General features: G+C 37.5%; 19 protein-coding genes. 7 read left to right on the top strand and 12 right to left on the bottom strand.

Going from position 1 to position 23,956, the window contains the following annotated elements; translation table 11 throughout:
• The first annotated feature begins 31 nt into the window (after positions 1–31).
• Positions 32–448 carry an OsmC family protein gene (locus ACN9MR_RS15400; RefSeq protein ID WP_426324910.1) on the top strand — a complete coding sequence of 139 codons (417 nt, stop codon included), beginning with the start codon at positions 32–34 and terminating at the stop codon, positions 446–448.
• A 165-nt stretch (positions 449–613) separates the two neighbouring features.
• Positions 614–1,780: a trans-sulfuration enzyme family protein gene (locus ACN9MR_RS15395; RefSeq protein WP_426324908.1), complete on the top strand. Its 1,167-nt coding sequence runs from the start codon at positions 614–616 to the stop codon at positions 1,778–1,780.
• Positions 1,781–1,854: 74 nt separating this feature from the next.
• Here the strand turns inward: ACN9MR_RS15395 and ACN9MR_RS15390 are convergent, their stop codons facing one another.
• Together ACN9MR_RS15390 and ACN9MR_RS15385 are read right to left on the bottom strand one after the other, a co-directional pair.
• The gene (locus ACN9MR_RS15390) at positions 1,855–2,718 is read right to left on the bottom strand and encodes a hypothetical protein (protein ID WP_426324906.1); all 864 of its coding nucleotides are present in this window, start codon (positions 2,716–2,718) and stop codon (positions 1,855–1,857) included.
• 102 nt (positions 2,719–2,820) lie between these two features.
• Complete coding sequence (locus ACN9MR_RS15385; protein ID WP_426324904.1) at positions 2,821–3,111, bottom strand: hypothetical protein; 291 nt, start codon at positions 3,109–3,111, stop codon at positions 2,821–2,823.
• Positions 3,112–3,285: 174 nt separating this feature from the next.
• Here ACN9MR_RS15385 and ACN9MR_RS15380 point away from each other — a divergent pair, with 174 nt between their 5' ends.
• The 3 genes from ACN9MR_RS15380 to ACN9MR_RS15370 all read left to right on the top strand — a co-directional run bounded on the left by ACN9MR_RS15380 (position 3,286) and on the right by ACN9MR_RS15370 (position 5,260).
• Positions 3,286–3,990 carry a DNA alkylation repair protein gene (locus ACN9MR_RS15380; RefSeq protein WP_426324902.1) on the top strand — a complete coding sequence of 235 codons (705 nt, stop codon included), beginning with the start codon at positions 3,286–3,288 and terminating at the stop codon, positions 3,988–3,990.
• A gap of 73 nt (positions 3,991–4,063) precedes the next feature.
• A complete protein-coding gene (locus tag ACN9MR_RS15375) occupies positions 4,064–4,786 on the top strand; it encodes a pirin family protein (RefSeq protein WP_426324900.1) in 723 nt (240 codons plus the stop codon).
• 168 nt (positions 4,787–4,954) lie between these two features.
• On the top strand, positions 4,955–5,260 hold the full coding sequence (locus tag ACN9MR_RS15370; protein ID WP_426324898.1) for a hypothetical protein: 306 nt from the start codon (positions 4,955–4,957) through the stop codon (positions 5,258–5,260).
• A 143-nt stretch (positions 5,261–5,403) separates the two neighbouring features.
• Here the strand turns inward: ACN9MR_RS15370 and ACN9MR_RS15365 are convergent, their stop codons facing one another.
• The 6 genes from ACN9MR_RS15365 to tgt all read right to left on the bottom strand — a co-directional run bounded on the left by ACN9MR_RS15365 (position 5,404) and on the right by tgt (position 14,463).
• Positions 5,404–5,796: a GxxExxY protein gene (locus tag ACN9MR_RS15365; RefSeq protein WP_426324896.1), complete on the bottom strand. Its 393-nt coding sequence runs from the start codon at positions 5,794–5,796 to the stop codon at positions 5,404–5,406.
• A gap of 203 nt (positions 5,797–5,999) precedes the next feature.
• Entirely contained in the window at positions 6,000–6,281 is a 282-nt protein-coding gene (locus ACN9MR_RS15360) for a lipopolysaccharide assembly protein LapA domain-containing protein (protein ID WP_426324894.1), read from the bottom strand.
• Positions 6,282–6,285: 4 nt separating this feature from the next.
• A complete protein-coding gene (locus tag ACN9MR_RS15355; protein ID WP_426324892.1) occupies positions 6,286–9,090 on the bottom strand; it encodes a TolB family protein in 2,805 nt (934 codons plus the stop codon).
• Positions 9,091–11,346: 2,256 nt separating this feature from the next.
• Positions 11,347–12,225, bottom strand: coding sequence for a DMT family transporter (locus ACN9MR_RS15350; protein ID WP_426324889.1), 879 nt, complete (start codon positions 12,223–12,225; stop codon positions 11,347–11,349).
• Positions 12,226–12,227: 2 nt separating this feature from the next.
• The gene (locus ACN9MR_RS15345) at positions 12,228–13,331 is read right to left on the bottom strand and encodes an LptF/LptG family permease (RefSeq protein ID WP_426324887.1); all 1,104 of its coding nucleotides are present in this window, start codon (positions 13,329–13,331) and stop codon (positions 12,228–12,230) included.
• A gap of 1 nt (position 13,332) precedes the next feature.
• Complete coding sequence (tgt, locus tag ACN9MR_RS15340) at positions 13,333–14,463, bottom strand: tRNA guanosine(34) transglycosylase Tgt (RefSeq protein WP_426324885.1); 1,131 nt, start codon at positions 14,461–14,463, stop codon at positions 13,333–13,335.
• 141 nt (positions 14,464–14,604) lie between these two features.
• On the opposite strand from tgt, the gene ACN9MR_RS15335 reads away from it, so the two are divergent.
• Together ACN9MR_RS15335 and rsmG are read left to right on the top strand one after the other, a co-directional pair.
• On the top strand, positions 14,605–15,822 hold the full coding sequence (locus ACN9MR_RS15335; RefSeq protein WP_426324883.1) for a glycosyltransferase: 1,218 nt from the start codon (positions 14,605–14,607) through the stop codon (positions 15,820–15,822).
• 26 nt (positions 15,823–15,848) lie between these two features.
• Positions 15,849–16,484, top strand: coding sequence for a 16S rRNA (guanine(527)-N(7))-methyltransferase RsmG (gene rsmG, locus ACN9MR_RS15330; protein WP_426324881.1), 636 nt, complete (start codon positions 15,849–15,851; stop codon positions 16,482–16,484).
• Here rsmG and ACN9MR_RS15325 read toward each other — a convergent pair whose 3' ends face one another.
• The 4 genes from ACN9MR_RS15325 to smc all read right to left on the bottom strand — a co-directional run bounded on the left by ACN9MR_RS15325 (position 16,485) and on the right by smc (position 23,796).
• Complete coding sequence (locus ACN9MR_RS15325) at positions 16,485–17,891, bottom strand: M56 family metallopeptidase (protein WP_426324879.1); 1,407 nt, start codon at positions 17,889–17,891, stop codon at positions 16,485–16,487.
• A gap of 404 nt (positions 17,892–18,295) precedes the next feature.
• Entirely contained in the window at positions 18,296–18,667 is a 372-nt protein-coding gene (locus ACN9MR_RS15320) for a BlaI/MecI/CopY family transcriptional regulator (protein ID WP_426324877.1), read from the bottom strand.
• Positions 18,668–18,847: 180 nt separating this feature from the next.
• Complete coding sequence (locus ACN9MR_RS15315) at positions 18,848–19,822, bottom strand: M28 family peptidase (RefSeq protein ID WP_426324875.1); 975 nt, start codon at positions 19,820–19,822, stop codon at positions 18,848–18,850.
• A 434-nt stretch (positions 19,823–20,256) separates the two neighbouring features.
• Positions 20,257–23,796, bottom strand: a complete 3,540-nt coding sequence (smc, locus tag ACN9MR_RS15310) for a chromosome segregation protein SMC (protein ID WP_426324873.1) — start codon at positions 23,794–23,796, stop codon at positions 20,257–20,259.
• Positions 23,797–23,956: the final 160 nt, after the last annotated feature.

Below are 23,956 nucleotides of genomic sequence, written 5' to 3'. Positions count from 1 at the left end.
TACCTGATACTCAATACCCGATACGATTAATATGAACATAAATCTGATCCGCAAGAGCGGTAAATTTAATTTTGAAGCAGAAAACGAGAGTGGTTTTACTGTAGAATTGGACGCAAAAGCCGCCGTTGGGGGCGAGGGAAAAGGTTTCAGGCCGATGGAGATGTTACTGGTTGGATTAGGCGGCTGCAGTGGCATCGATATGGTAAATGTATTAACCAAGCAGAAAGAGCCACTTGATGATATTAAAATCGCTATAAATGCCACAAGAAAAGAGGAAGAAATGCCACCGATTTTCGATGTAATCGATATTCATTTCGATTTATTCGGCGATTTAAGCGTACAGAAAGTGGAGCGTGCATTAGCCATGACTTTTGATAAATATTGTTCCGTATCGAATATTTTAGGCCGCTCTGCAACTATTAATTTTACTTACAAAATAAACAAATAGGAAGGTAGGGAGGATAAAGTAGAGAAGTATAAAGTAACAAGTAGCAAGTATCGAGAAGCAAATCTTAAAATTTATGATGACGACTTTATTCTTACACTACATCTTGATACTTGATACTCAAATCTTGATACCCATCCCTTGATACTCAAATCTTGATACTTAAAAATGAAATCCGAAAATTTTGAAACCATAGCTATACGCACTCAAACCGAACGCAGTTTACACAAAGAGCATTCATCACCAATTTACCTTACTTCGAGTTATAAGTTTGAAGATGCAGAAGAAATGCGTGCTTTGTTTGCTAACGAAAAGGAAGGGAATGTATATAGCCGCTATTCAAATCCAAATACCTCAGAGTTTATAGAGAAAATGTGCCTTTTAGAGGGGGCTGAGGATGGTTTCGCCACAGCTACAGGTATGGCCGCTATTTTCACCACATTTGGTGCGTTTTTAAAAAATGGCGACCACTTGGTTTCGAGCAGATCGGTTTTTGGTTCTACCCATCAATTATTAACCAATGTTTTTTCTAACTGGGGCGTAACTTTCGATTATGCCGACCTGGATAAACCACAGGATTGGGAAGCTTTGATTAAACCCAATACCAAAATGATTTTTGTTGAAACGCCATCTAATCCTGGCATCGATATTATCGACCTGGAATTTTTGGGCGATCTGGCTAAAAAACACAATGTATTACTGGTTGTTGATAATTGTTTTGCCACACCATATCTGCAACAGCCGATTAAGTACGGCGCACATATTTCGATCCACTCGGCAACCAAATATATCGATGGACAAGGAAGAGTATTGGGGGGCGTTATTTTAGGGACCAAAGATTTAATTGCAGATGTAATTGCTTTTGCCCGTCACAGCGGACCAGCTTTATCACCTTTTAATGCGTGGATTTTATCTAAAAGTTTAGAAACTTTGGCCATCCGTATGGACCGCCATTGCGAAAATGCTTTAAAAGTTGCAGAATATTTAGAAAAACACCCTAAAATTAAACTGGTTAAATACCCGTTTTTGCCATCTCACCCTCAGTACGATATTGCCAAAAAGCAGATGAAACAGGGCGGTGGCATTGTAACCATTGTGGTTGAAGGTGGAATTGATGCTGCACGTAAATTTATGGATGGTTTGCAAATGTTTTCGATCTCGGCAAACCTGGCCGATACCCGTTCTATTGCAACACATCCGGCTACCAGTACACACAGCAAACTTACCGAAGAGCAACGCAATGAAGTAGGTATTGAGCAGGGTTCTATCCGTTTATCAATTGGTTTAGAACATATCAACGATATTTTAGCTGATATTGAGCAGGCTTTGGCTTAATACATGCTTAAAAACAGATCAATAAAAAAGGGAGATCTTTTTAAGAAATCTCCCTTTTTTATTGATTAAGACTACTATTCGTATTTTGAAAAATCTACCGCAAATATACAACGGTTAACCTGACTGCCATTTTGAGCGCCCGCATTGGGTTCAAATTCAGTTAAGCTCCATAAATATCCGTATTGCGCTTCCAGATATAACGATTCAGCACCGTACGGCCATCTGTACCGAACGGTATTGGTGTCGCCATCGGTATATCTTGCTAAACGAGCGGTTGATCCGTACGATTCGCTAGGCGACCCAGTGCAGGAAAGCCAGGTTCTGTTTCCTTTTCTAAAAACGCCCTGTATGCCATGTGCGTGATCTGAAGTAAACAAGCTGTTTTTGGGAATGACAGTTTGTATTCCTGAATTCTGCAATTCTCCAGACGTGTTTATTGGGAATCCGAATATTTTAGGTACAATTGATGCATCTGCACTTCCGGCATAATATTGCCCCGTCCATAATTGATTGTTCTCGTAATTTACCTGTACTGTTGAAAAAGGATCTGCCTCGTTAATTTTATAATAACCTATTTGCGGTAGTATGTACCTGTAATTAAAAGCATAAAGATTGCCACTAGCATCTTTGCCGCACTTATTATCTGTACCGGTCCCTGTGCTTACTTCAATAATTTTATCTAAATCGAATACCCTTAATCCCAAACTTGTACTGCTTAAGTAAATTTTGCCGTTAAAATAAGCTACTCCGCCGGCATGTACGTTTAAAGGCGCGTAAGTGCCATATTGGGTATAATCCAGCGTGCCAGTTGGAAGGGTAGGCTGTACAAGTAAAATGTGCCTGTAAGTTAAATAAGTGCTTGAGCTTGGGCTGATATCGATCAGGGTTATTCTCGATCCTTTGCTCTCGGCTGCATCTTTGGCATACCAGCTTACCAATAAGTAACGTACACCGTTCCTCGAGAAACCGGCGATTCCCTGTGGGCGCCATATCGATGTGGTTTCATCATCTTCATTCCACCTTATCCCTCTAACCCTATTCTATTCGGGAACATTAAAGCCGTATACCTCAGTATAAGCACTGCCACCAATGGCCTGGCGGTTTTTATCAATTTGTGTTGGGTTTAAAAATGTAAAGCCTGTGTTAATGTAGGCCGATGTATTGGAGTAGGCATTTACGCTAGTGGCAACGCTGGCTGCAGCAGTGTTGGCCATTCGTATATTTTTGTTTTGGACAGTTGTGCTGGCCGATTCTTCTGGTAATATATTCTTTTTGCAGGAAAATGTGAATAAGCAGGACGCTAATAGCATCCAGATGATGTTTTTTTGCATGGGTTTATGTTATGGTTAAATCGGAACAAGTTTAAAAGATGGATATAAACTTAAAACTGAAACTGTGTTAAGGATTGATTATGTTTAGTATTAAGGCATAACATTCTCAGTTGTTTTGTCTGGGGGCGAGTCTTTGAAACTTCGAAAGTCTTTCAAAAAAACTAAATTCGTATTATGAACGACATCGATTTTATTCTTTCCGAACTAGAATCCATCAGTGAGCCTGATTATCTAAAAAAGATGGCTCATTTTGGGATCGATATTTCTAAGGCTTTTGGCGTCCGAGTGCCGAATATCAGAAAACTGGCCAAGCAAATTGGCAAGAATCAGGAGCTGTCTTTATTGCTCTGGGAAACCGGATTTCATGAAGCCCGCCTCTTAGCAACCATTATTGGCGATTATAAACAGGTGTCAGAAACGCAAATAAACGCCTGGACAAAAGATTTTAGCTCCTGGGATATATGTGATCAGGCCTGCGGAAATCTTATCGTTAAAACGCCTTATTTTAAGTCGAAGGTTTTTGAGTTTGCCCAGGCTGAAGCCGAATTTATAAAACGTACCGGTTTTGTGCTGATGGCCGAGGCAGCTGTGCATCTAAAGAAAGAACCTGACGAAACCTTTCTGGTTTTTCTTCCAATCATTGAAAGAGAAGCCTACGATAACCGGAATTTTGTTAAAAAAGCCATCAACTGGGCACTAAGGCAGATTGGCAAGCGAAATGCTTTCCTGCATCAGTATGCCATCGAAACAGCAAACAATATCCTTGCTCAAAACAATAAAAAAGCAAATTGGGTAGCTTTAGATGCATTGCGGGAGCTTAATAGCGATGCTGTGCTTGCCAGGCACGATAAACGCCCAATACTAAACACTTCGCGCTGAACTTTCTTACCCTACATCAACGCCTGGCAAAAATCGCTGCAGTAAATTTGTATCATAAATAAGAAAGGAAATTATGTCACAGTTTATTTTGCACAAAGAAAACACCCGCGGTCATGCTAATCATGGCTGGTTAGATGCACACCATTCATTCAGTTTTGCTAACTACTACAATCCAGAAAGGATGCACTTCGGAGTTTTAAGGGTTTTAAATGACGACAGTATTGATGGTGGAATGGGCTTTGGCTCGCACCCACACGATAACATGGAAATTATTACCATTCCATTAGCTGGTGCAATTGCGCACAAAGATAGTATGGGTAATTCGGCCGTAATTAAAAATGGAGAAATCCAGGTAATGAGTGCCGGAACAGGTGTTAGCCACAGCGAGTTTAACGCAAATGCAGATGAGCAGTTAAATTTATTGCAGATCTGGTTGTTCCCGAATAAGAAAAACGTTACACCACGTTACGATCAGCAAACATTGGATGTTGCAGCGAGGCACAATAACTTCCAGCAGATTTTATCGCCAAACGCTGATGACGCTGGCGTATGGATTCATCAGGATGCCTGGTTCTCGCTAGGTAAGTTTGATGAAGGTTTTGAAACAGTATATAAAATCAAAAAGGCAGGAAACGGTGTTTATGCTTTCGTAATCAGTGGCGAGGTAACCATAAACGGACAAGTGTTGAGCAAAAGAGATGGATTAGGCGTTTGGGATACCGACAGCATTAGTTTTAAAGCCAATACTGCAGATGCAGAGGTTTTATTGATGGATGTTCCGATGGAACTGAATTAATTTAGAAGATCGTCATTTCGACAGAAGTGTTCCAAAAGAACTCCTTTGGAGGAGAAATCTTGGAGTAGAGACCAGGTATTTCTCCATTTCGGTACCGATTCAATATCGGTACTCCAGTCGAAATGACGATTTTATTTAAGTACAACGATATTTCTTAAACTTAAAATTATGCAAACTACTATACTTTATATCGGCCGGGATACAGAAATTACTGCAGTAATGAACCGTTTGTTAAATGCCAGGCCCGAATGGAGGGGTTTGTGTGTGTGTAAAAATGAAGAAGCCATTTCCATTTGCAAAGAACAGCACATTGACTTGGTTTTACTTGGAAATGGAATCGATCAGGAATCAGAAGCTGAACTGAAAAATAAACTTCTCGCCTTAAGGCCAGACCTGAAGATTATCCAGCATTATGGAGGGGGCAGCGGGTTGTTATATGGTGAGATCATGACCGCCATAAGCCAGGATTTTTAAGATGATAGGATTTCAAGATCAGGCTCATAAAATTCACTTCTTATCGACACTTAAATCTTGCTACCCCTAGATCACATTAGCCCTGACATATATATTCATTATGCATTATTTGGATACTTAAGTCTTGTCATTCTCAGATCATACTAATCATGTCTCTTGTTATCCGGGTGCTTCGTATTATAAACTCTTTTAAAAGTTAAGCTCCTACTTCCAAAATTGATTAACAATCCTACAGGCAGTTTATATGCTTCGAGGTAGTTAATCGCTTGCGCAAGATGTGCATCATTTAATTCTGAAACAGCTTTCAATTCTAACATAATCGTATTTTCAACAAAAAAATCTACTCTTCTATATCCAATTTTTATATCACGATAAAAAATATTCATTGTCATTTCTTCCTTGTAGGATAATTTCTCTATCCTCATTTCGATACCCAAGGCTTTTTGATAAATCTTTTCTTGAAAACCTGAACCTAGAAAAGAGTGGACTTTCATTGCACACCCAATAATTCGGCCTGTTAAATCGCCATATTTCATATTAATAAATTAAAATTTACTGTAAGAAATAGGGATTTTCTTTTGAACTAAATTAAACTAAAAAATCCTGAAATCCAATAATCCTGAAACACCATGATACTGAAGCGCCATGATCCTGAAATCTAATAATACTGGAAACATCATGATCTGGAATCCTGAAGCGCTATGATCCTGAAATCTTATAATCCTATCCAATCCTGGCCCTAGCTAATATAATCCCTGTCCTCGTCGCTTAAGGTATTTTTCTTTTCTATCGAAGGTTGGTTTCTTTCGATCTCATCATCATAACTGCTAATTGTTTTTCTTGGTCGGCCAACAACAAAGCCAATGATAAAACCGATGATGATGCAAATACCGATAACCAAAAGTTTAGATACTGGAACGGTGGTAACCAGGAAATCGAAATCAACAGGTTCGGTATTCACCATTAAAAATATGGTAAGTAATGCAGTCAGGATAATGATGGAGATTGTTTTTGCGCTCATGGTTTTAAAAGCTATAATTAAATGAAAACTCTAATATCGGATTTTGATTGTAAATCTGATTAACAAAAACCAATCTCGCTCCTAAATCTACAACAGGTTGATAGCGCAAAAGGTTTACACTGGTGTTTAATTCTACCCCATAAGTTTTCGGGTCGTTAAAGGTTGTACCCTTACCAATGTTCTCATAATGGCAAAATAAACCTGCCCTAAAATTTCTGACATAAGCGAAAGGCCCCAATTCCCAATCGGGAAAGGCAAAGGGAAAACGGTAATTAAAAAGTAGACTGTTCTGCAGTTTGCTTTTTGCTAAGATGTTGTTATATCCATACACGGTCGCAATCTCAGTGGCGTATTGGTTTACGCCACTTGCTTTCTGGTAATTGAAGCTTGCCAAAAAGGAGTGGTTTTTAGCAAAGCCAGGAAAGTAAAGGAAACTTTCGAGTGCTAAGATTTCTCCTTTTAAATTTTTATCGAAGGGTTGGTGATTATAAGTTGCCCTAAAAACTTGTGCCCACTTGGGTGCAATATCTCTTTCGGTAGTGCGCACACTATGGTTGAAAGTAAAATTGTATTCCATTGGGAATTTAAGCTCGCGGATAAAACCCGTTGGCATGTTTTCTGGCATATATCTTTGCGTAAAACTGGTTGCTGCATTTAGGGTAAAAGCATAGTTCTCATTGCGCATGTTGAACGAAAGCGGAACGGATGCATTAAGCTTGATATAGTTCTCTCTCCAGTCGCCTTGTTGTATCGCGTTTTTAGCTTTGTAGAACGTTCTTTTCGGGCGGTTGCGGTACAACACACTGAATACGGGATAAAGTGCCTTATAGCTAATGTCTGCTGTGTATTCAAAACGTTTTAAATCGCGATGATATTTTGCACCGGTATAAAAGTCCATCGTGTTGAGCAGATTGTTTGATTGCAACTCCAGACCGAAAACATATTCGTTGTCGATAACAGGAATAATGCTATGGAAACTGAAAAGGTTTAAAGCCTGATGATAGCGCTTAGTTTGGTAGGTGCTGTCTGGAATCTTGTCGAAAACATTCCCTGCGTTTTCCTGCTTTTCTGCAGCTGCGGAGAAATCGATAAAGTTGTTTTCTCCAACAGGTTTTTCAGTTAATGCGGCTTCGGCTATTTCATAACCATTGATTTTATAATTGTTAAAAATGATTTTTCCATCAGCGGTTTCAGTAGGGTTAAAGGCTCCATATCTCGAAGCGCTGAGTGCATTTATTTTTTTCGAATCAGGATCGATACTATAGATATTATCGATCCCATTAAAGTGGGCGTTAAAAACAATTTTGTCTTTAATAAAGACCGGTCGGCTTAGCTGTTGTCGGCTGTTCGAAATCAATTGCATTTTTTTTTCTCCGTCAATCAACCATAAACTTTTTCCTTTCTCACTTACGCTGATATAAGCAATCTTATTTCCTGACTGATCAAACGAGGGTGTTTGCAGGATTTCGTTTGCAGGGTTAGGGTAAGTCTTTAAAATTTTTCCAGAGTTTGCATCTAACTCAATCAAATTGAACTGGTTGTTTAGTTCCACTTTGGATGCGATAATTTTCTTTCCGTCGTTAGAAAGGCTGGGAGAGAAGAGTCTGCTTTTGCTGCTTAATTTGTTGAATTTTTTGGTCTTTAAATTGTACGAACAGATTACGCTATAACTCCGTTGTTTATAGCGCGGATCGTAGCGTATTTCATCCCAAACCAAAAGGTCGTTTTTTAGGCTAAACCAAGGCAGTTCCTGATAGCCAATTCCGAATAATTTTTGTTCCGATTTATCTTCGTTGATAATTACAAAACATCGTGCATCTGTCTTGCTTTCTTTGAGCGCTAAAACCTGGGTTTTATTTAGCCTGAAAGGAAGGAAATAATCAGTTGCCAAATGGTTTTTTTTATTTAAACTTTCATAGCTTTCTGTAATAGATTGTTCTTCCTGTATTTTCCATTTTTCAGCAAGCTTGTTTTGGGTAGAAAGAAAGTAGGTCCTTGAGTTTTGCTTTGTGAATTTTTTTAAGCTTTGCGAAAATGGGTACAGTCTTACTGGTCTTTTTCTAATGTCGCTAAGTATGCTGTCGGAAATGAACTGCCCATATTTTTCTTTCATATCCGATACCATCAAATATCCGGTTTGGTAATAGCCGGGAGTAACGTCTTTGTTCGAACCGAAATAGGCTTTACTGTAAGAGATTTTTTTGCCCTCCAAAATTGAAGCCCGGTAAGGCATGATCCAATTAGGCTGCCGGCCTCTGCCCGAATGAGTCAAAGCAGTTTCATTAACCACCGCATCGCCCTCGAAAAACCAGGTTGGGATGCCAGCGCCAAAGTAAGCGAAGTAAACCAGTTCAGGAAAGGGGTGTGCTTGTGTTCCTGTCAATTTGTCAAACTGGGCGATGTGCCTAAGCTCGTGCACAGCCAGGTTGTTTAGCCAATCCTGGCTGTCGAAAAACTGAGGTGGGGTGGCATAGAATTCAGACTTCTTGGGCGCGAGCTGTACGAAGCCATTTGCTACAGTTCCGCGGTTCTGGAGTAGGAGTGGGATAGCAGTTTTTTGCTGCCTTAAACCCAGTCCTATTTTAGGGTAGATGAAGGGTAGGGTATTAGCCATTCTTTGAGCTTCTTTCTCCAGTTCTTGCGGATAGATGATTTTAAAGCCACCTGAATAAATATAGTTCCATTTTACACTAAGTGGGTTTTGTGCGGTGCTGAAAATCTGCCCAAAAACCGATAGTGATGTAAAGCTTAAAGTAATTACGCTTAAATACTTGATAATTAGTTTCTTGTTTGATATATTTAAATTCATCTAAATTCTTTGCTAAAATATTTAGTTTTTTGAAATTTTCAACTGCTGATTTTTGTAAATATTTAATTTATATAAAATTATTTAAGTTATTGATTTTTAAATATTAATGTGTTTTATATGAATTCTTGATTTGTCAGTTTTTACTTTGTTTTTTATTAAATTTTATTGCTGATATAGGCATCGGTCAATATTTTTAATCGCATTAACTTTGTTGATTTAATTTACACTTATTAATCGATTTTCTTCGAAAATTTTATTGCCTTTTTAAATTTTTGTATAGTTTTTCAGAATTCGGCCAGGATCATAAAACGGCTTAAAATGCAACAGGATTTTGTATTATTCACCGATACTTTTTGGCTATTAATGCAGGAAGAATTGCTAGGGTTTGGATCAGGGTTATCTGCTTTAAAATTGACTTTCAGTGTGCGAAAATTTCCTTGGGAATTGCGTTCTGTGTACACTGTTTTGAAGTAAAAATGTATGAGGTGGATTGGTTATTCAAAATCCCAATTAATATTTGAGATTAGATTTTGGTGACAAAATGTCTTTGTTTTTTAGCAATTAGCCAGGCTGTATATTTGGGATCCTTAAACTCATTTTTAACATTTACTACCTGGTTTTGATAAATAATGTGAAAGCGAAATGCCTGCTCGATCGTCAAAATTTATAGCTTTAGTTGGGCTTGAAACATGATTTTTACCCTCATTTTTTTACTTAAAATTTGATGATGAAGACGAAAATTGTATGTTTTTTGGCCATTTAGCCTCCTTAAATCGATAATAATTTGGCCTTATAATGCGATTTCCTGACGATATTCGTGAATAATGGTGTTTTCGGAATGTTTTAAAGTGATTTTTGTTTTTGCATTAAAAAGTATGTTTATTGGTGTCTAAATGATGTTTTTTACACTTTTGGTCTTTGTTTTTATGAAATTTAAAATTGATGGTTTTTCCTCCATTGCGTGATGAAAAGTACACCGAAAATTAGGTTTACATCTGTGATTTTTGCTTATATTTTTATGTTGACTAACTGTAAAATGCCTTACCTTTTTGTACTCCTTTGCCGGATTTTTATTCTGGTGAAAACTCTCCTAAACTGAAGGTTGGGATAGTTTAGGCAAGCCATCCTGTTTTACTTGTAGTTTGGTAACTCGGTATTGCATGAAATCTGAACATGAAATATCTTGCATCTGATGTCGATTTTGAATATAAATTTTAGTCTTTTTCTTTGATGTTTTAGTCTTGTTTTCGGCTGATTTAATGAGCTTTTTATTGGGGTTTTAAATCGCTTTAACTATCTGTTTTTTTCTGACTTTGTATAGTTGATTTTGTTTATATTTTGTGAACGGTTACCCCCTATTTTTGCTGTTTTAAATAAGTTTTTTTTTAGCTAAAGCGGGTTAATAATAATCTTATAATTAGAGTGCTTTTTTGGTTTCGAAATAGCTAATGTTTTGGTTGATTTTTATATTATAATTTTCGTTTTATCAACTCCAATTCTGGTCTTCATTTAAGGAGTTTAGTTGATAACTGCCTGAACATTTTTTAGCACGAAATTCTTTAAGGATTGAGTCTTGAACTTGAGTATTGCAATATCCGATTTCAAGCTGTTTATATAAGCTTTGTTCGTGTCTGCCCGGTCTTATTATGAGGTTATTTATCTTCTTCTTTCGCTGAAATGCGTAAGGGGTGGTAATGGAATTCCGCCTGTTAATCCGTAGATTTTGACTCAAAAATATTAGTTCAGTTCAGTGGCTTTGAACGGTGATTCATCTCGCTTTTGGTATGCTTTTTTATGGGTGTTTTCTGTCTCCGAAGTAATTCATGTGGTTGTGGATAATGTCCATTTTCGATCTTTCACTTCCCGATGGATTGTATTTTTTAAGCAGTAATTCTCCTCATTTAAAGCTGTCGTTTTTGTTCTGATGGTTTGGATGATGTTTAATCAATAGGTATACCTCAGTCATTAGATTCTTCGTGTTCTGAATGTTCGTTCGCTGCTTTTGACTATAAGATTTTGCATCTCTATATCAGGCGAGCCAAAAGCTTTAATGATACTAAAATAAAGGGTGGTGATGATTAGTTTTAATAAGCTTCTCCTCTGCATTTTTATCTAATCTTTATCAGGAAATTTACTAGAGACAATCTGAGTATTGAACTGCCCGGAAAAAAATGTGCACGGCTAATAGTTACGACTGAAATCATCCATAGGGCTGGTATGATTGCCAGAGGAAATTTAAATTCCTATCGTTTGTGTTTACAGTTGATTCTTTCTCTTTTTGTAGATGGGATAGAGAAAAATAGAGGCCAGGATAATGGTTGCGCCAATATAAAATCCACCTGTCATCTGCTCTTTGCTTTGAAAGAAAACGAAGGCTAAAACTATTCCGTATACAGGTTCCAGATTGGTAATTAATGCAACTCTAAAAGCCGATAAAGTTCTCATTACTGCAACACCTGCAACGTAAGCAACAGATGTACAAAGTGTGCCGAGGAGCGTGAGAAAGAACCAGTTTTTGGTACTTAAGTTGAATGCTGTATGCAGGAGTTTTCCGTCATATAAACGGTATAAAGTGATCCAGAAAAGCGCACCGACAAGCTCGTAAAAACTGATGATGGAAGGTTCACTTTTTTGTACCAAAGTAGAATTTATCGTTGAAAAAAGACTTGACGCGACTGCCGCGAGCAAACCAAAAATAATTCCTAAAGTATACTGGCCTTCGAATTTAAAGATCATATATATTCCTAGAATGATCAATAAACCGATCAGAATATCGCCCATTTGTATCGGCTGTTTTTTGATCAGTGGTTCTAAAATTGCGGTAAATAAAGTAAAGGAAGAGAGGCAAACCAAGGTTACAGAAACGGTAGAAACTTTAATGGCATGAAAGAAAAATATCCAGTGAATGGCTACAATTCCTCCTGTTAAAAAGAATTGGATGAACTGTTTTTTAGTGATCTTAATGTTCTTTTTGGTGATTAAAAACCACGCAAAAAGTGTAGCTGCAGCGATCAATACCCGATACCAAACCATGGGGACTGCATCGATAGAAATTAATTTGCCGAGCACGCCTGTAAAGCCCCAAACAAATACAGTAAGATGAAGGATGAGTAAATTCTTTTTGGTAACGTCCATCGCTATTTTGGTGCTTTTCTTAATAGGTAAAAACCTAATAAGCCAAAGAATAATGTAGGCATAATAACAGCTGCAAAAGGAGGTAATCCACCTTTGGTAGAAAACATCTGTGTGAACTGGTTAAATACGATATAAGCGAAGCTAATGAAGATTCCGATCCCTAATGATACACCAACGCCTCCGCGTACTTTACGCGACGATAGCGCCACGCCGATCAGTGTTAATACGAAAGCAGAAAGTGGGTGGAGGTAACGTTTGTATTTTTCAAACTGAAGATCGTTCATTACTCCGGTTCCGCGTATTTTTTCTTTTCTAATCTTATCAGAAAGTTCCTTTGTGGTTAAATTCTGCACCACATTATCATATGCTGAGAAATCATCAGGACGCATATCCAGGATGGTATCTTTTTGCTTTCCGTTACCGTAAATCATGGTTTCTTTCAGGCCATCGATCTTGCGGATGGAGTAGTTGTTCAATTGCCATTTGCGTTTCAGCGAATCCCATTTTATATTTTCTGCAACGATCTTTTTGGTAAGTACATCCCCACTGAAATTATCCAAAGAAAACCGGTATCCTGAATTCGTTTTGTTGTCGAAATTATCAATGTAGATATAGGTTTTATCATCCAGTTTCATGTGGATGTTTGATTTTGTGGAAGGATCGTTACGTTTTACATAGGTATTCTCGAAACTGTTTTTTAAAGTATTGGTATAAGGGAGGATGTATAGATTTGAAAGTAAATTGGCTGAGAAAATAATCGTAGCCGACACCAGGTAAGGAAATAAAAAGCGGTTAAAACTCACGCCACCACTTAAAATTGGTACAATTTCAGTCTGATCGGCCATTTTTGCGGTAAAGAAAATTACCGCAATAAAATTGATCAGCGGTGAAAGCATATTCACATAAAAAGGAATAGAGCCTGCGTAATATTTAGAGAGAATCCCCCAAAAACTCAGGCCGCTTTTCATAAAATCATCCATCTTTTCCGATAGATCGAATACTACAATAATAATCACAAAAATGGCCAGGGTATAAATAAATGTACCCAGGTATTTCCCGATAATATACTGATCGATGATTTTTATCCTTCCTTTTAACAGATTCATTTTATAGCTTATTGCCTAATACTTTAACCATTTTGTTTTTCCATTCGTAAAATTCACCAGCAATTATCTTTTCTCTGGCCTGTTTTACCAACCAAAGATAAAAATGTAGATTATGCAAGGTAGCAATTTGAGCGCCAAGCATCTCCTTACTATGTACTAAATGTCTTAAATATGCTTTACTGGTTACTAAATCTGCATGTAGATCGCTCTCCGCATCCAATGGAGAGAAATCGTTCTCCCATTTTTTGTTCCTGATGTTTATAATGCCATTTCTTGTAAAAAGCATGCCATTTCTGGCATTTCTGGTTGGCATTACACAATCGAACATATCGATACCCAGTGCAATATTCTCCAAAATATTGATCGGTGTGCCCACGCCCATTAAATAACGTGGTTTTTCTTCTGGTAATATATTGCATACAACTTCTGTCATGGCATACATTTCTTCAGCCGGCTCACCAACAGATAAACCGCCAATGGCATTGCCTTCACGGTTCATGCTGGCAATAAATTCTGCCGATTTTATACGCAAATCTTTATACACCGAACCCTGAACAATAGGGAAAAGGGTCTGATCGAAACCGTATTTAGGTTCGGTGCTATCAAAACGGGTACAACAGCGTTTTAACCAACGGTGTGTCATTTTAATGGATTGCGCTGCATAAGTATAATCGCATGGGTATGGCGTGCACTCGTCAAAAGCCATAATAATATCGGCACCTATGGTACGCTGAATATCCATTGCATATTCTGGTGTGAATAGGTGTTTTGATCCATCAATATGAGAGTGGAAAGTAACGCCTTCTTCTTTAATTTTACGAACTTTACTTAAAGAATACACCTGGTAGCCGCCACTATCTGTTAAAATCGGACGGTCCCAGCCGATAAACTGATGTAATCCACCAGCTTTTTCGAGGATATCTAGACCTGGTCTTAAATATAAGTGATAAGTATTGCCTAAAATGATTTTTGCATCAATATCGTCTTTCAGTTCGCGCTGATGTACGGCTTTTACCGTTCCAGCAGTGCCCACAGGCATAAAAATAGGGGTTTGTATTTCGCCATGAGCAGTTGTTACCGTTCCGGCTCTGGCTTTAGATAGTGGATCGTTAGCCTGTAAACTAAATTTCATCTGTTTCTATTTATTTTTCTCCAATTGTTAGGTGGAGCTTACCACCATCAAATTACGTTTTATTAAAACTAATTGTTATTTTGACAGTAGGCGGTTCATATGTGTTTTTTCTCGTCGAAAATCTGCCAAAAATAGCAAAAATTGAGGGCATATTTTTGTTTAATTTTTTATCCACATAAAAGTGATTTACAGATTAAAAATGAGAAATTTGCGCCTATTTATTTTACCATCGTGATATTAACCCTGCCTGAAATTATTCTGCTCTCGATATTGGCTTTTTGCCTTTTGGTTCAGCTTTACTATGTCCTTTTTGTTCATTTAAAATTGGCCAATGTAGGTATCGAGGAGATTCCACTATCTGCTCAAAAACCAGTAAGCATAATTGTATGTGCCCGAAACGAAATTGTAAATTTAGAACAGTATCTGCCCACATTATTAAGCCAGGATTATCCGGAGTTTGAAGTTGTGGTGGTTAACGATCGCTCTTGGGACGGTACTGAGGAGTTTTTAGAACAATTAGAGAAGAAACACCGTAACCTGAAAGTAGTTAAGATTTTAGATAACGATAAATTTATAGCAGGTAAGAAATTCGCGGTAACGATGGGCATAAAGGCTGCCAAGTACGATTGGTTGGTTTTTACTGATGCAGATTGTACACCGGCTTCTGAGCATTGGTTAAAGAATATGCAGCAGCCTGCTGATGAAAATACTGAAATTGTTTTGGGCTACTCGCCTTATATGAAGAAAAGAGGTCTGCTAAATGCGTTAATCCGTTTCGAAACCTTTTTTACTGCTGTAAATTACCTGGCTTTTGCGTTAAAAGGTATGCCGTATATGGGCGTTGGACGTAATATGGCCTATAAAAAATCGCTTTTTTTCAAAAATAAAGGCTTTGCAGCGCACATGCATATCCCATCAGGAGATGATGATTTATTTGTAAACGCACACGCCAATAAATACAATACAGAGATCCGTCTACATCGCGATAGCCATGTTTGGAGTGAACCTAATAATACCTGGGGAGGTTACCTGAGGCAGAAAAAACGTCATTTTGGAGCCGGAAAGTTCTATAAATCGAAGCATAAGTTTATTTTAAGTCTTCAGATTGTTTTTCAGTTTTTGTTTTATGCGTTCTTTGCCGCATGTATGTTTTTTAGCCGTGAGACGCAATATGTTGCCTTAGGAATCCTCGGATTAAGCATCATCATCAGGTGTTTTATCTATCCAAAATTGTTGAAACGCTTAAACTATAGCGATTTGCGTTGGTGGTTCCCGATTTTAGACATACTTTTGTTTCTGTTTTTGACCCTGAACGGATTTTTAGCCCTGTTTGGTAAGAAAAAAGTAAACTGGAAATAATTCAATAATCCTTTAGCAATTACAATATGCTTGATGTAAAGCCCGATATCGTTTTAAAATATTTTCCTAACCTAAGTGAAAAACAAATTGCTCAATTTTCGCAATTATTTGAGTTATATAGCTTTTGGAATGCACAGATTAATGTAATTTCGAGAAAGGATATCGAAGAGTTATATGAGCGCCATGTATTGCACTCGTTGGGGATAGCTAAAGTGTGTACTTTTAAAGCGGGTGAATCAGTTTTAGATGTAGGTACAGGTGGTGGTTTTCCTGGCATCCCATTGGCCATCTTGTTTCCCGAAACGGAATTTTATCTGGTCGATTCTATCGGGAAAAAGATTAAAGTGGTAAAAGAAGTGGCTTCGGCATTAGGTTTGGAGAATTTAAGGGCCGACCATTTAAGGGCCGAGCAGATTAAAGAGAAATTTAACTTCGTGGTATCGAGAGCGGTTACGCGTTTAGGCGAATTTTACCCTTGGATACAGGGCAAATTTAAAAAAGACTCCTTAAATGCCATTCCAAATGGAATTTTGTATCTAAAGGGCGGCGATTTGGCAGAAGAGATTAAGGAATCAAAACTGAAAGCAGAATTATATCCGCTTTCAGCTTATTTTGAGGAAGATTTTTTTGAAACTAAATATGTGGTTTACGTACCGCAGTAGTTATTTAATCTGTACAAAACCACTTTTTCCGCCTACTACCTTTCCGTTTTTTCTAAATACGAAGTTATATGGATATTTTCCATCTGGAAGTTCTCTAGCATACCAATCGTTTTTATAATTAGCACTTTGATAAAAGGCTTTGTCATAAGTAGCGTTATAAATCGTCAGTTCGGCTGTAGCACCTTCAGGAATATTGGCAATTAGCTTCTCATTTTTAGCCTTATCTAAATTATCCTGGTGTACTACCATCGCATATGTGATTTTGCCTTCTTCTTTGGTGGCACTATTATCCTGTACCTTGATTTCCTTTACTTCACTATCTGACTTCTCGCTCATTGCTTTTTCATAGGCTTTAATGGTTACCTCTTTTAGTTTTGTATCTGATTGAGGTGCAGGCTTAATTTCTATTGTTTGTTTTTTGGCACCGATTGGGTAGTCTTGTACTGTTTTAGCCTCCATTGCAGCTTTATGTGCTTTGATGGTTACTTCTTTTAGTTTTTTCTTTTTGGTTGTATCGTCTCCAATAGGAGGAGGTGGAGTTAAAATTATCATTTTTTCTGACGAGTTAGCCGGTAGTTTTACTTTCGGTGGAGTACCTATAATTTCAGGATTTGAACTGAAAATCTCTATAGCCCCAAAATCGCCTTTTTTACCGTATTTTGCTTTGGCAGTTGTTGCATCTAGTTTAATCATATGCTTTATATTTTTCACCCCTCCGCTGGTTCCAGCTTTTAATTCTTTACCATTTAGTAATATTAATTTTTTTGTATAAGTGGTTAATTTTTTTGTTTTAGGGTCGGTATGCAAGGCTAAATACAATGCGTTAGGGTTTGGTACATGTATACCATCATTTGTGTCGAATGGTTTTTTAACAGTGTCTTGTTGTATAGATGGCTTATTGGGGGAAGAGCCAAGTTCCACAAAACCATAATCTTTTGTAAAAGCCATGGTAGAAATGCATAATATTCCTGCAGTAATGGGCAATGCCGCTAGCAGTTTGAGCCTCGCCCAACGTGCTGATTTCTTTTGATTTAGCATGCTAATTCGATTTTTTAATATTGATGAACTGAATATTTGGTTAGTTAGTGTTAGGCTTGGTATACCTGTTGAATTTTGGATCAAAAACATAGCATAATGATATTTCTCTACATCGCATCTCGTTGTTTCTTCATCAGCCAAATATTCATGAATTAACTTAATGTCTTTTTTAACTAAATAAGTTATTGGGTTAAACCAGCTAGTGATCTGAATGATTTCGAATAAAAGTACATCCAGACTATGTTTTTGTTTAATATGTACCAGCTCGTGTTTGAGTATGGTGTTTTTTTCTGCCAACTGTGGATCCAAAAAGAGGAGGTTGAAGAATGAAAAAGCTTTTTTAGAATCTTTTAAATCAATTAATTTCACTCCATTATCTAATTTAACAGACGGTAGGTTGCGCATGCAGATAATTTTCGATAAGTTAAATAGCATTTTAAGCAGAAATGCAATGGTTACTAAAGTGTAAATTGCGATAACTACATTACCAATTATGAAAATACTCGGTTGATAATTTTCCTGTGGCAGGTTTTCCGGAACCATCACTTGGCTAACAACAGCTTCTGTTGTAGGTGTTATCGTAACCTGTTCGATTACAGTTACATTTAAGAAACCCAGTTGAAAAAATGGAAGTATAAAAGCCAGTATTGAGGTAATAATCAAGTAACTTCTATTTAAGCCATAAAAGGTTTCCTTATAGAGGAATAATCTATAAAATCCATAAAAAAGGATAAGGTATAGATTGGCTTCGAGTAAATAATATAACCAGCTCATCATTTATCTTTTTTAAGTTTCTCTGCCAATTGGATGATTTCATTGAGCTCTTCAGTACTCATACTTTTTTCTTTCACCAGGAAAGAAACCAGGCTCTCGTAGGAGTTTTCGAAGTAATTGTTCATTACCTTGTCGAATGCAAAACGCTTGTAATCAGTTTCTTTTATAATAGGGAAGTAGATGTGTGTATTGCCGATGGCTTTATGGTCAACAAAACCTTTACTTTCTAAAACCCTAATTACGGTCGAAACCGTGTTGTAAGCGGGTTTGGGTTCGTTCATCTTTTCGATAACATCTTTTACTAAGGCTTCACCCATTTCCCAAAGGATGAGCATAATCTGTTCTTCTGCTTTTGTGAGTTCTTTTATCATAGCAACTACTTTTATAGTTTGATTAATTGAAGTTACTACTATAAAAGTAGTTTGCAAACTGTTTTTATAGTTTATATTGTAATTAATTGATATACAGATATATAATTTTTTTATCTAAAATTTATAGCGCATAAAAAAACCTGCCTGGTAGGGCAGGTTTAGATTCTTTCGAATTGCTTGTTAAAACTTTTCCAACTTTCTTGGATTATCCATCATAATCATTTTATCCTTTAACAGCTGTTGTAAACCTGTTTGTTTGTCGATACTTTTTACAACATCTAATACCGCACTTGCTGCATTGCTGAAAAATGGTTTTGTGATGGTAACATATTCGTCGCTGGCTTTGTGGTAATCTTTATGATCTTCAACACCGAAATATAAAAAGGGGATATTTTTAGCATTAAATGCGCCTTGATCGCTCTGATTGGTCCAATCATCATGACCTAGTTTTGGATCGTCGTGACCGAATAGTAATTTGATATTGGTTTTAGTCGTATCTACATACTTCTTTAAGTCCGGATATTTGAAAGTTCCGCATACATAGAGTTCACCTTTATCACTATGGCTGATCATATCCATGTTCAGGTCGATTGCAATGGTATTAATCGATACCGGTGGATTGCCCACAAATGCCTTGGCACCTTGTAAACCCATTTCTTCCGCATCGAAAGCCGCGAAAATGATCGTATTATTCGGCTTATACTTAGCAAAATAGGCGGCAATTTTTAACAAACCTGCAGTTCCTGATGCATTATCATCAGCACCGTTAAAAACTTCGTCTTTTACTATGCCTAAATGGTCGTAATGGGCAGATATCACAATAACATTGGTTCCTTTGCCCGGAATATAGCCGATGATGTTGGTGCCATTTATTTTTGTATTGCCTCTTCCGTTAAAAGTGAACTCCTGCGCGTAGTTTACATGTTGAGGATAAGATTTTAATCCTAATTTTTGAAATCTTTCTATAATGTAAGCCCTGGCCATTTCAGCCCCCTTAGTTCCGGTTTTTCTACCTTGATAAGCATCGGAAGATAAGACCTCAACATCTTTTAACAATTGGGCATCTAACTTGCCAGAGCCAGTATTGTTTTGATTTTTTACTGATGAACAGCAGCTTAGCATCATGGCTAAGGGAAGGATATATAGGATTTTCATGGTTATTTTGTAATACGTTAGGTTCGTCATCCCGACTGGAGCATAGTCCCGACGCTAAGTGGAGAGAGATCTATTGATGTAGATTTCTCGACTACGTTGCACTCCGCTCGAAAGGACGATTAGTCGTTTAAATTTTCCTAAAGATATTAATTATTGGAATAATAGAGGCATCACCCTGAACCGAGCCTTAGCGAGCTCACCGAAGGTAATTCATTTCAGGGTCAATCATTTCAGGGTAGATGCTGACCACGAAGTAGCTATTAGACTTTTAAAAACAATAAAAAACACTAATAAAATAAATTCAGCATGACGATCGAAATAAAATGTGGAATTAAAAAGTAATCACATCTTTCATTTTCGAATTAGAAAAATTGCTAATCAGATTGTTCATTGTGAGACCTATCAGATTTCTAAAACCTGATAAGTCTGTAAGCTTATGCCGCTACTTCTCTTAAATCGACCGCTACAACTCTCGAAACACCTTGCTCCACCATGGTTACCCCATAAATGATATCAGTACTGGCAATGGTACGTTTATTATGTGAAACAATGATAAACTGCGATTGATCGGAGAATTTACGGATAATATTATTGAATTTATCAATGTTGGTATCATCCAAAGGGGCATCAACCTCATCGAAAATACAGAAAGGGGCAGGCTTTAACAGGTAAAGTGAAAACAATAGTGCTGTAGCCGTTAACGTTTTTTCTCCACCGGATAACTGATTAATGGATAAAGGTCTTTTCCCTTTCGGACGGGCAATAATATCGATATCAGCCTCTAAAGGATTATTGATATCTGATAAAATCAGGTCGCAGCTATCTTCTTCGTTAAATAAAGAGCGGAAAACCACGATAAAGTGTTCACGGGCCTGCGTAAAAGCCTGCATAAATTTATCTTTAGCGGTATCATCTATCTCTTTAATCGTTTGTAAAAGATCGGTTTTTGCTGCATTTAGGTCCTTTTTTTGATTCTGGATAAAAGTGTAACGCTCTTCCATTTCTTTAAAGGCCTCCATCGCCATGGAGTTGATGGCACCAAATTCGTCAAGTTGACGTTTCATCCGCTCTACCTTTTGGCGGAGATCGAACTCACTTTCTAAAGCTTCAATTTCTGTATCTGTTTCTAAAAGATCATTGATGTCGATGTTGAATTCGACAGCTAAACGTTCTTTTAATGCATTTAGATCGATTTTTAAAGCATTTTTTTTATCCTTTATCTCAGTTAATAAGAAGTCAGTTTCTTCGCGGTTTTTACGGATATTAGTCAGGTCGTTTTCAACCTCATTAATACTTCCTTTACTTGCAAAATATGCTTGCTCGGCCTCTGCAAGTGCTTTTTCCATTTCCTCTCGCTGTTGATACATCTCTAAAAGGGTATCGTCGTTCAGGTCAGTATGCTGTAACGTTGCCGTAATTTGGGTCAGCGCTTCCTGTAATTCTTTATCGTTTTGTGCTATGCGTTTATTTAAAGCTTCTTCCTGTACAAAACGATAATCCAGATCTTTTTCTAAGCCTGATAGCTTATTCTGTTGTTGGTGGAAACGGATGTTATCCTGATTGTATTTACCCGCGCTTTCGTTTACCTGATCGGCAATTTCCTGATAATTAAGTTGTTGTTCCTGCAAATTTATATGCGCTTCTTGCTGGTCTTTTTGCAATTGAACCAATGCTGGCAATTTTTCCGATAATGCTTTTTCTATAGATACGATCTTTTGGGCAATATCTGTTTTGCGGTTTTCGCTGGTGGTAATAAACTCCTGGTACTGGTCGCGGCGGGTTTGCACAGAAATATGTTCGTTGTTTAAACGGTTCATTTCTTGTTGCAATGCATTGATCTGATTGATTTTTGAAGCTTCTTTTAACTCAAATATATGATCAGTTTCGGCTTTTATTGCTGCATTATATTGATTAATCAACGATTCTGACGCCTTGATTTCCTTTGCCAGATTTTCTAAATTCTTGGCGCGACCAATTCTTTTACCCTCAAATAAACCTACCGAGCCACCTGCCAAAGTGAATTTGGTTTGCGCATACTTCCCGTTTTTGGCCAAAATGGTTAAACTTTCGGTTGGTGCTGCTTTGAAAAGGTTTTCTTGTTCGGCTATTGCAATGTATACATTTTGCAAGAGCAGATTGCAGAGGTGTTGGTATTTTTTATCAACTTCAATGACTGATAAAGCAGAAACAAGCCCTTCGTGAGCACCAATAACCGGGTTTTTATCGGGTACATTTTCTAAAATGAAAAAATTTGCCCGTCCACGGCTGGCATCGGTTAAAAGGTTAATGGCCTGTACTGCATCTGCATACTGATCGACCACATAGTGGTTCATTACCGGTTCGAGGTAATTTTCTATCGCTATGCGGTAATCTTCATTACAGAATAAAATATCAGAAAGGAGCAGGGCGCTTTTAGCAAAAGCGTTGTTTTTCTTCAAAAAACGGATCGATTCAGGAAAGCCCTCTAAACTATCAACCAGCGACTTGGTCAGGTTATATTCGTTCTGCTTGGCATCTTTTTTACGGTTTTCGGCCGTCAGTTTTTCCTTATTCGAACTCAGGTTGATTTCGGAAGCGGCTAGTTTTTCTTTTAAAAGTTCTTCAGCTTCTGTTAAGTTTTTAATATTGGCCTGCTTTTCCCTAACCTGGATATCAAGTTCGGCCAAAGCATGATCGAAAGCCTTTAGCTCTAAAGTTTTGGTTTCGGTATCATCTACATTTCGGTTGGTTTCCTGTACTAAGGCATCTTTCTGAATATTCAGGATATCAATTTCTTTTTGCGATTGATATACCTGATTTTGCAGGTCGTTAACAGATTTAATCAGGTTGTCGATCCTGTTTTTCTCGGTCTGCTGTTGCTCGCGTAAAGTGTCGAGCGTAGATTTTAAGCTTTTCAAATCAGATTCCAATCGGTTAAAAACCTCAGTTTCTGTTAAAACTTCCTCATTTAAACGTTTGATATTGTATTTAATGTGGTTAACCTGATTTTTATCTTTTTCGAGTTCGCCAGATAAACGTGTTTCTTTTTCCTGTAAAAAACGCATCTGTTCGTTCTTTACTTTTTTCTCACTCTCGTAAGCGCGAATTTTGGAAACAAACTCATTTGTGGCCTTTTGTTGAACAGAAAGGTTCTTTTCCTGACTGATACTGCCTAATTTAAGCTTTTGCAGTTCGGCTTCACCGGTATCTATTTTGGTACTGAGTTCGGTGCGGTTTACCTGCAGATTTTGCTCCTGTGTTTCTAAAGCATTTAAGTCGGTACGGAAGAAGGCAATACGGTGTGTAGCCAACTGAACACTCAGTTCGCGGTATTGCTCTTTTAACTTATAATAACGTTCAGCTTTACGTGCCTGATTTTCTAAGGTTTTAAGGTTTTTTTCGATCTCGAAAAGTAAATCCTCAACCCGCTCTAAATCGGCTTCTGTATCTTTTAACTTACTGAAAGTCTGTTTTTTGCGTAATTTGTATTTCGAAATTCCAGATGCTTCTTCAAATAAAGAACGACGGCTATGTTCTTTGTTGGTAATAATTTCATCAACCATTTTCAGCTCAATGATCGAATAACTATCAGAGCCGATTCCGGTATCCAGAAAAAGGTCGGTAATATCTTTTAACCTACATTGAACATCGTTTAAACGGTACTCACTATCGCCATTTCTATAGAGTTTGCGTGTAACAGTAACCTGCGAATAGGCTGTTGGCAGGATGTTCTTGGTATTATCAAAGCTTAATGAAACCTCGGCAAGCTGTGCCTGTTTACGGTTTTTTGTTCCGTTGAAAATGATGTTCTCCATCTTTTCTGAACGAAGTGCTTTGGTGCTCTGCTCGCCCAACACCCAGCGCATGGCATCGATTACGTTAGATTTTCCACAACCATTAGGACCAACAATAGCGGTAACACCCTCATTAAAATTGATGGTCACTTTATCGCCAAAGCTCTTAAAACCTTTAATTTCTAACCTAGTAAGTTGCATGGTTTGTAATCGGGAGAACCGAGTTCAATAATAAGGATAATTTTGTGGTTTTTCAAGTTTTAAACTTGGTGTTTTTACCGCAAAGGACGCAGAGAGAAAAGCGCAGAGTGCACAGAGCTGGATGGATAATTATATTCCCATCTTACGTATTAAACCACGA

The sequence above is a fragment of the Pedobacter sp. R-06 genome (genome assembly GCF_049913135.1).
Classification (GTDB): Bacteria; Bacteroidota; Bacteroidia; order Sphingobacteriales; family Sphingobacteriaceae; genus Pedobacter.
This window is presented reverse-complemented; position numbering and strand designations above follow the sequence as displayed.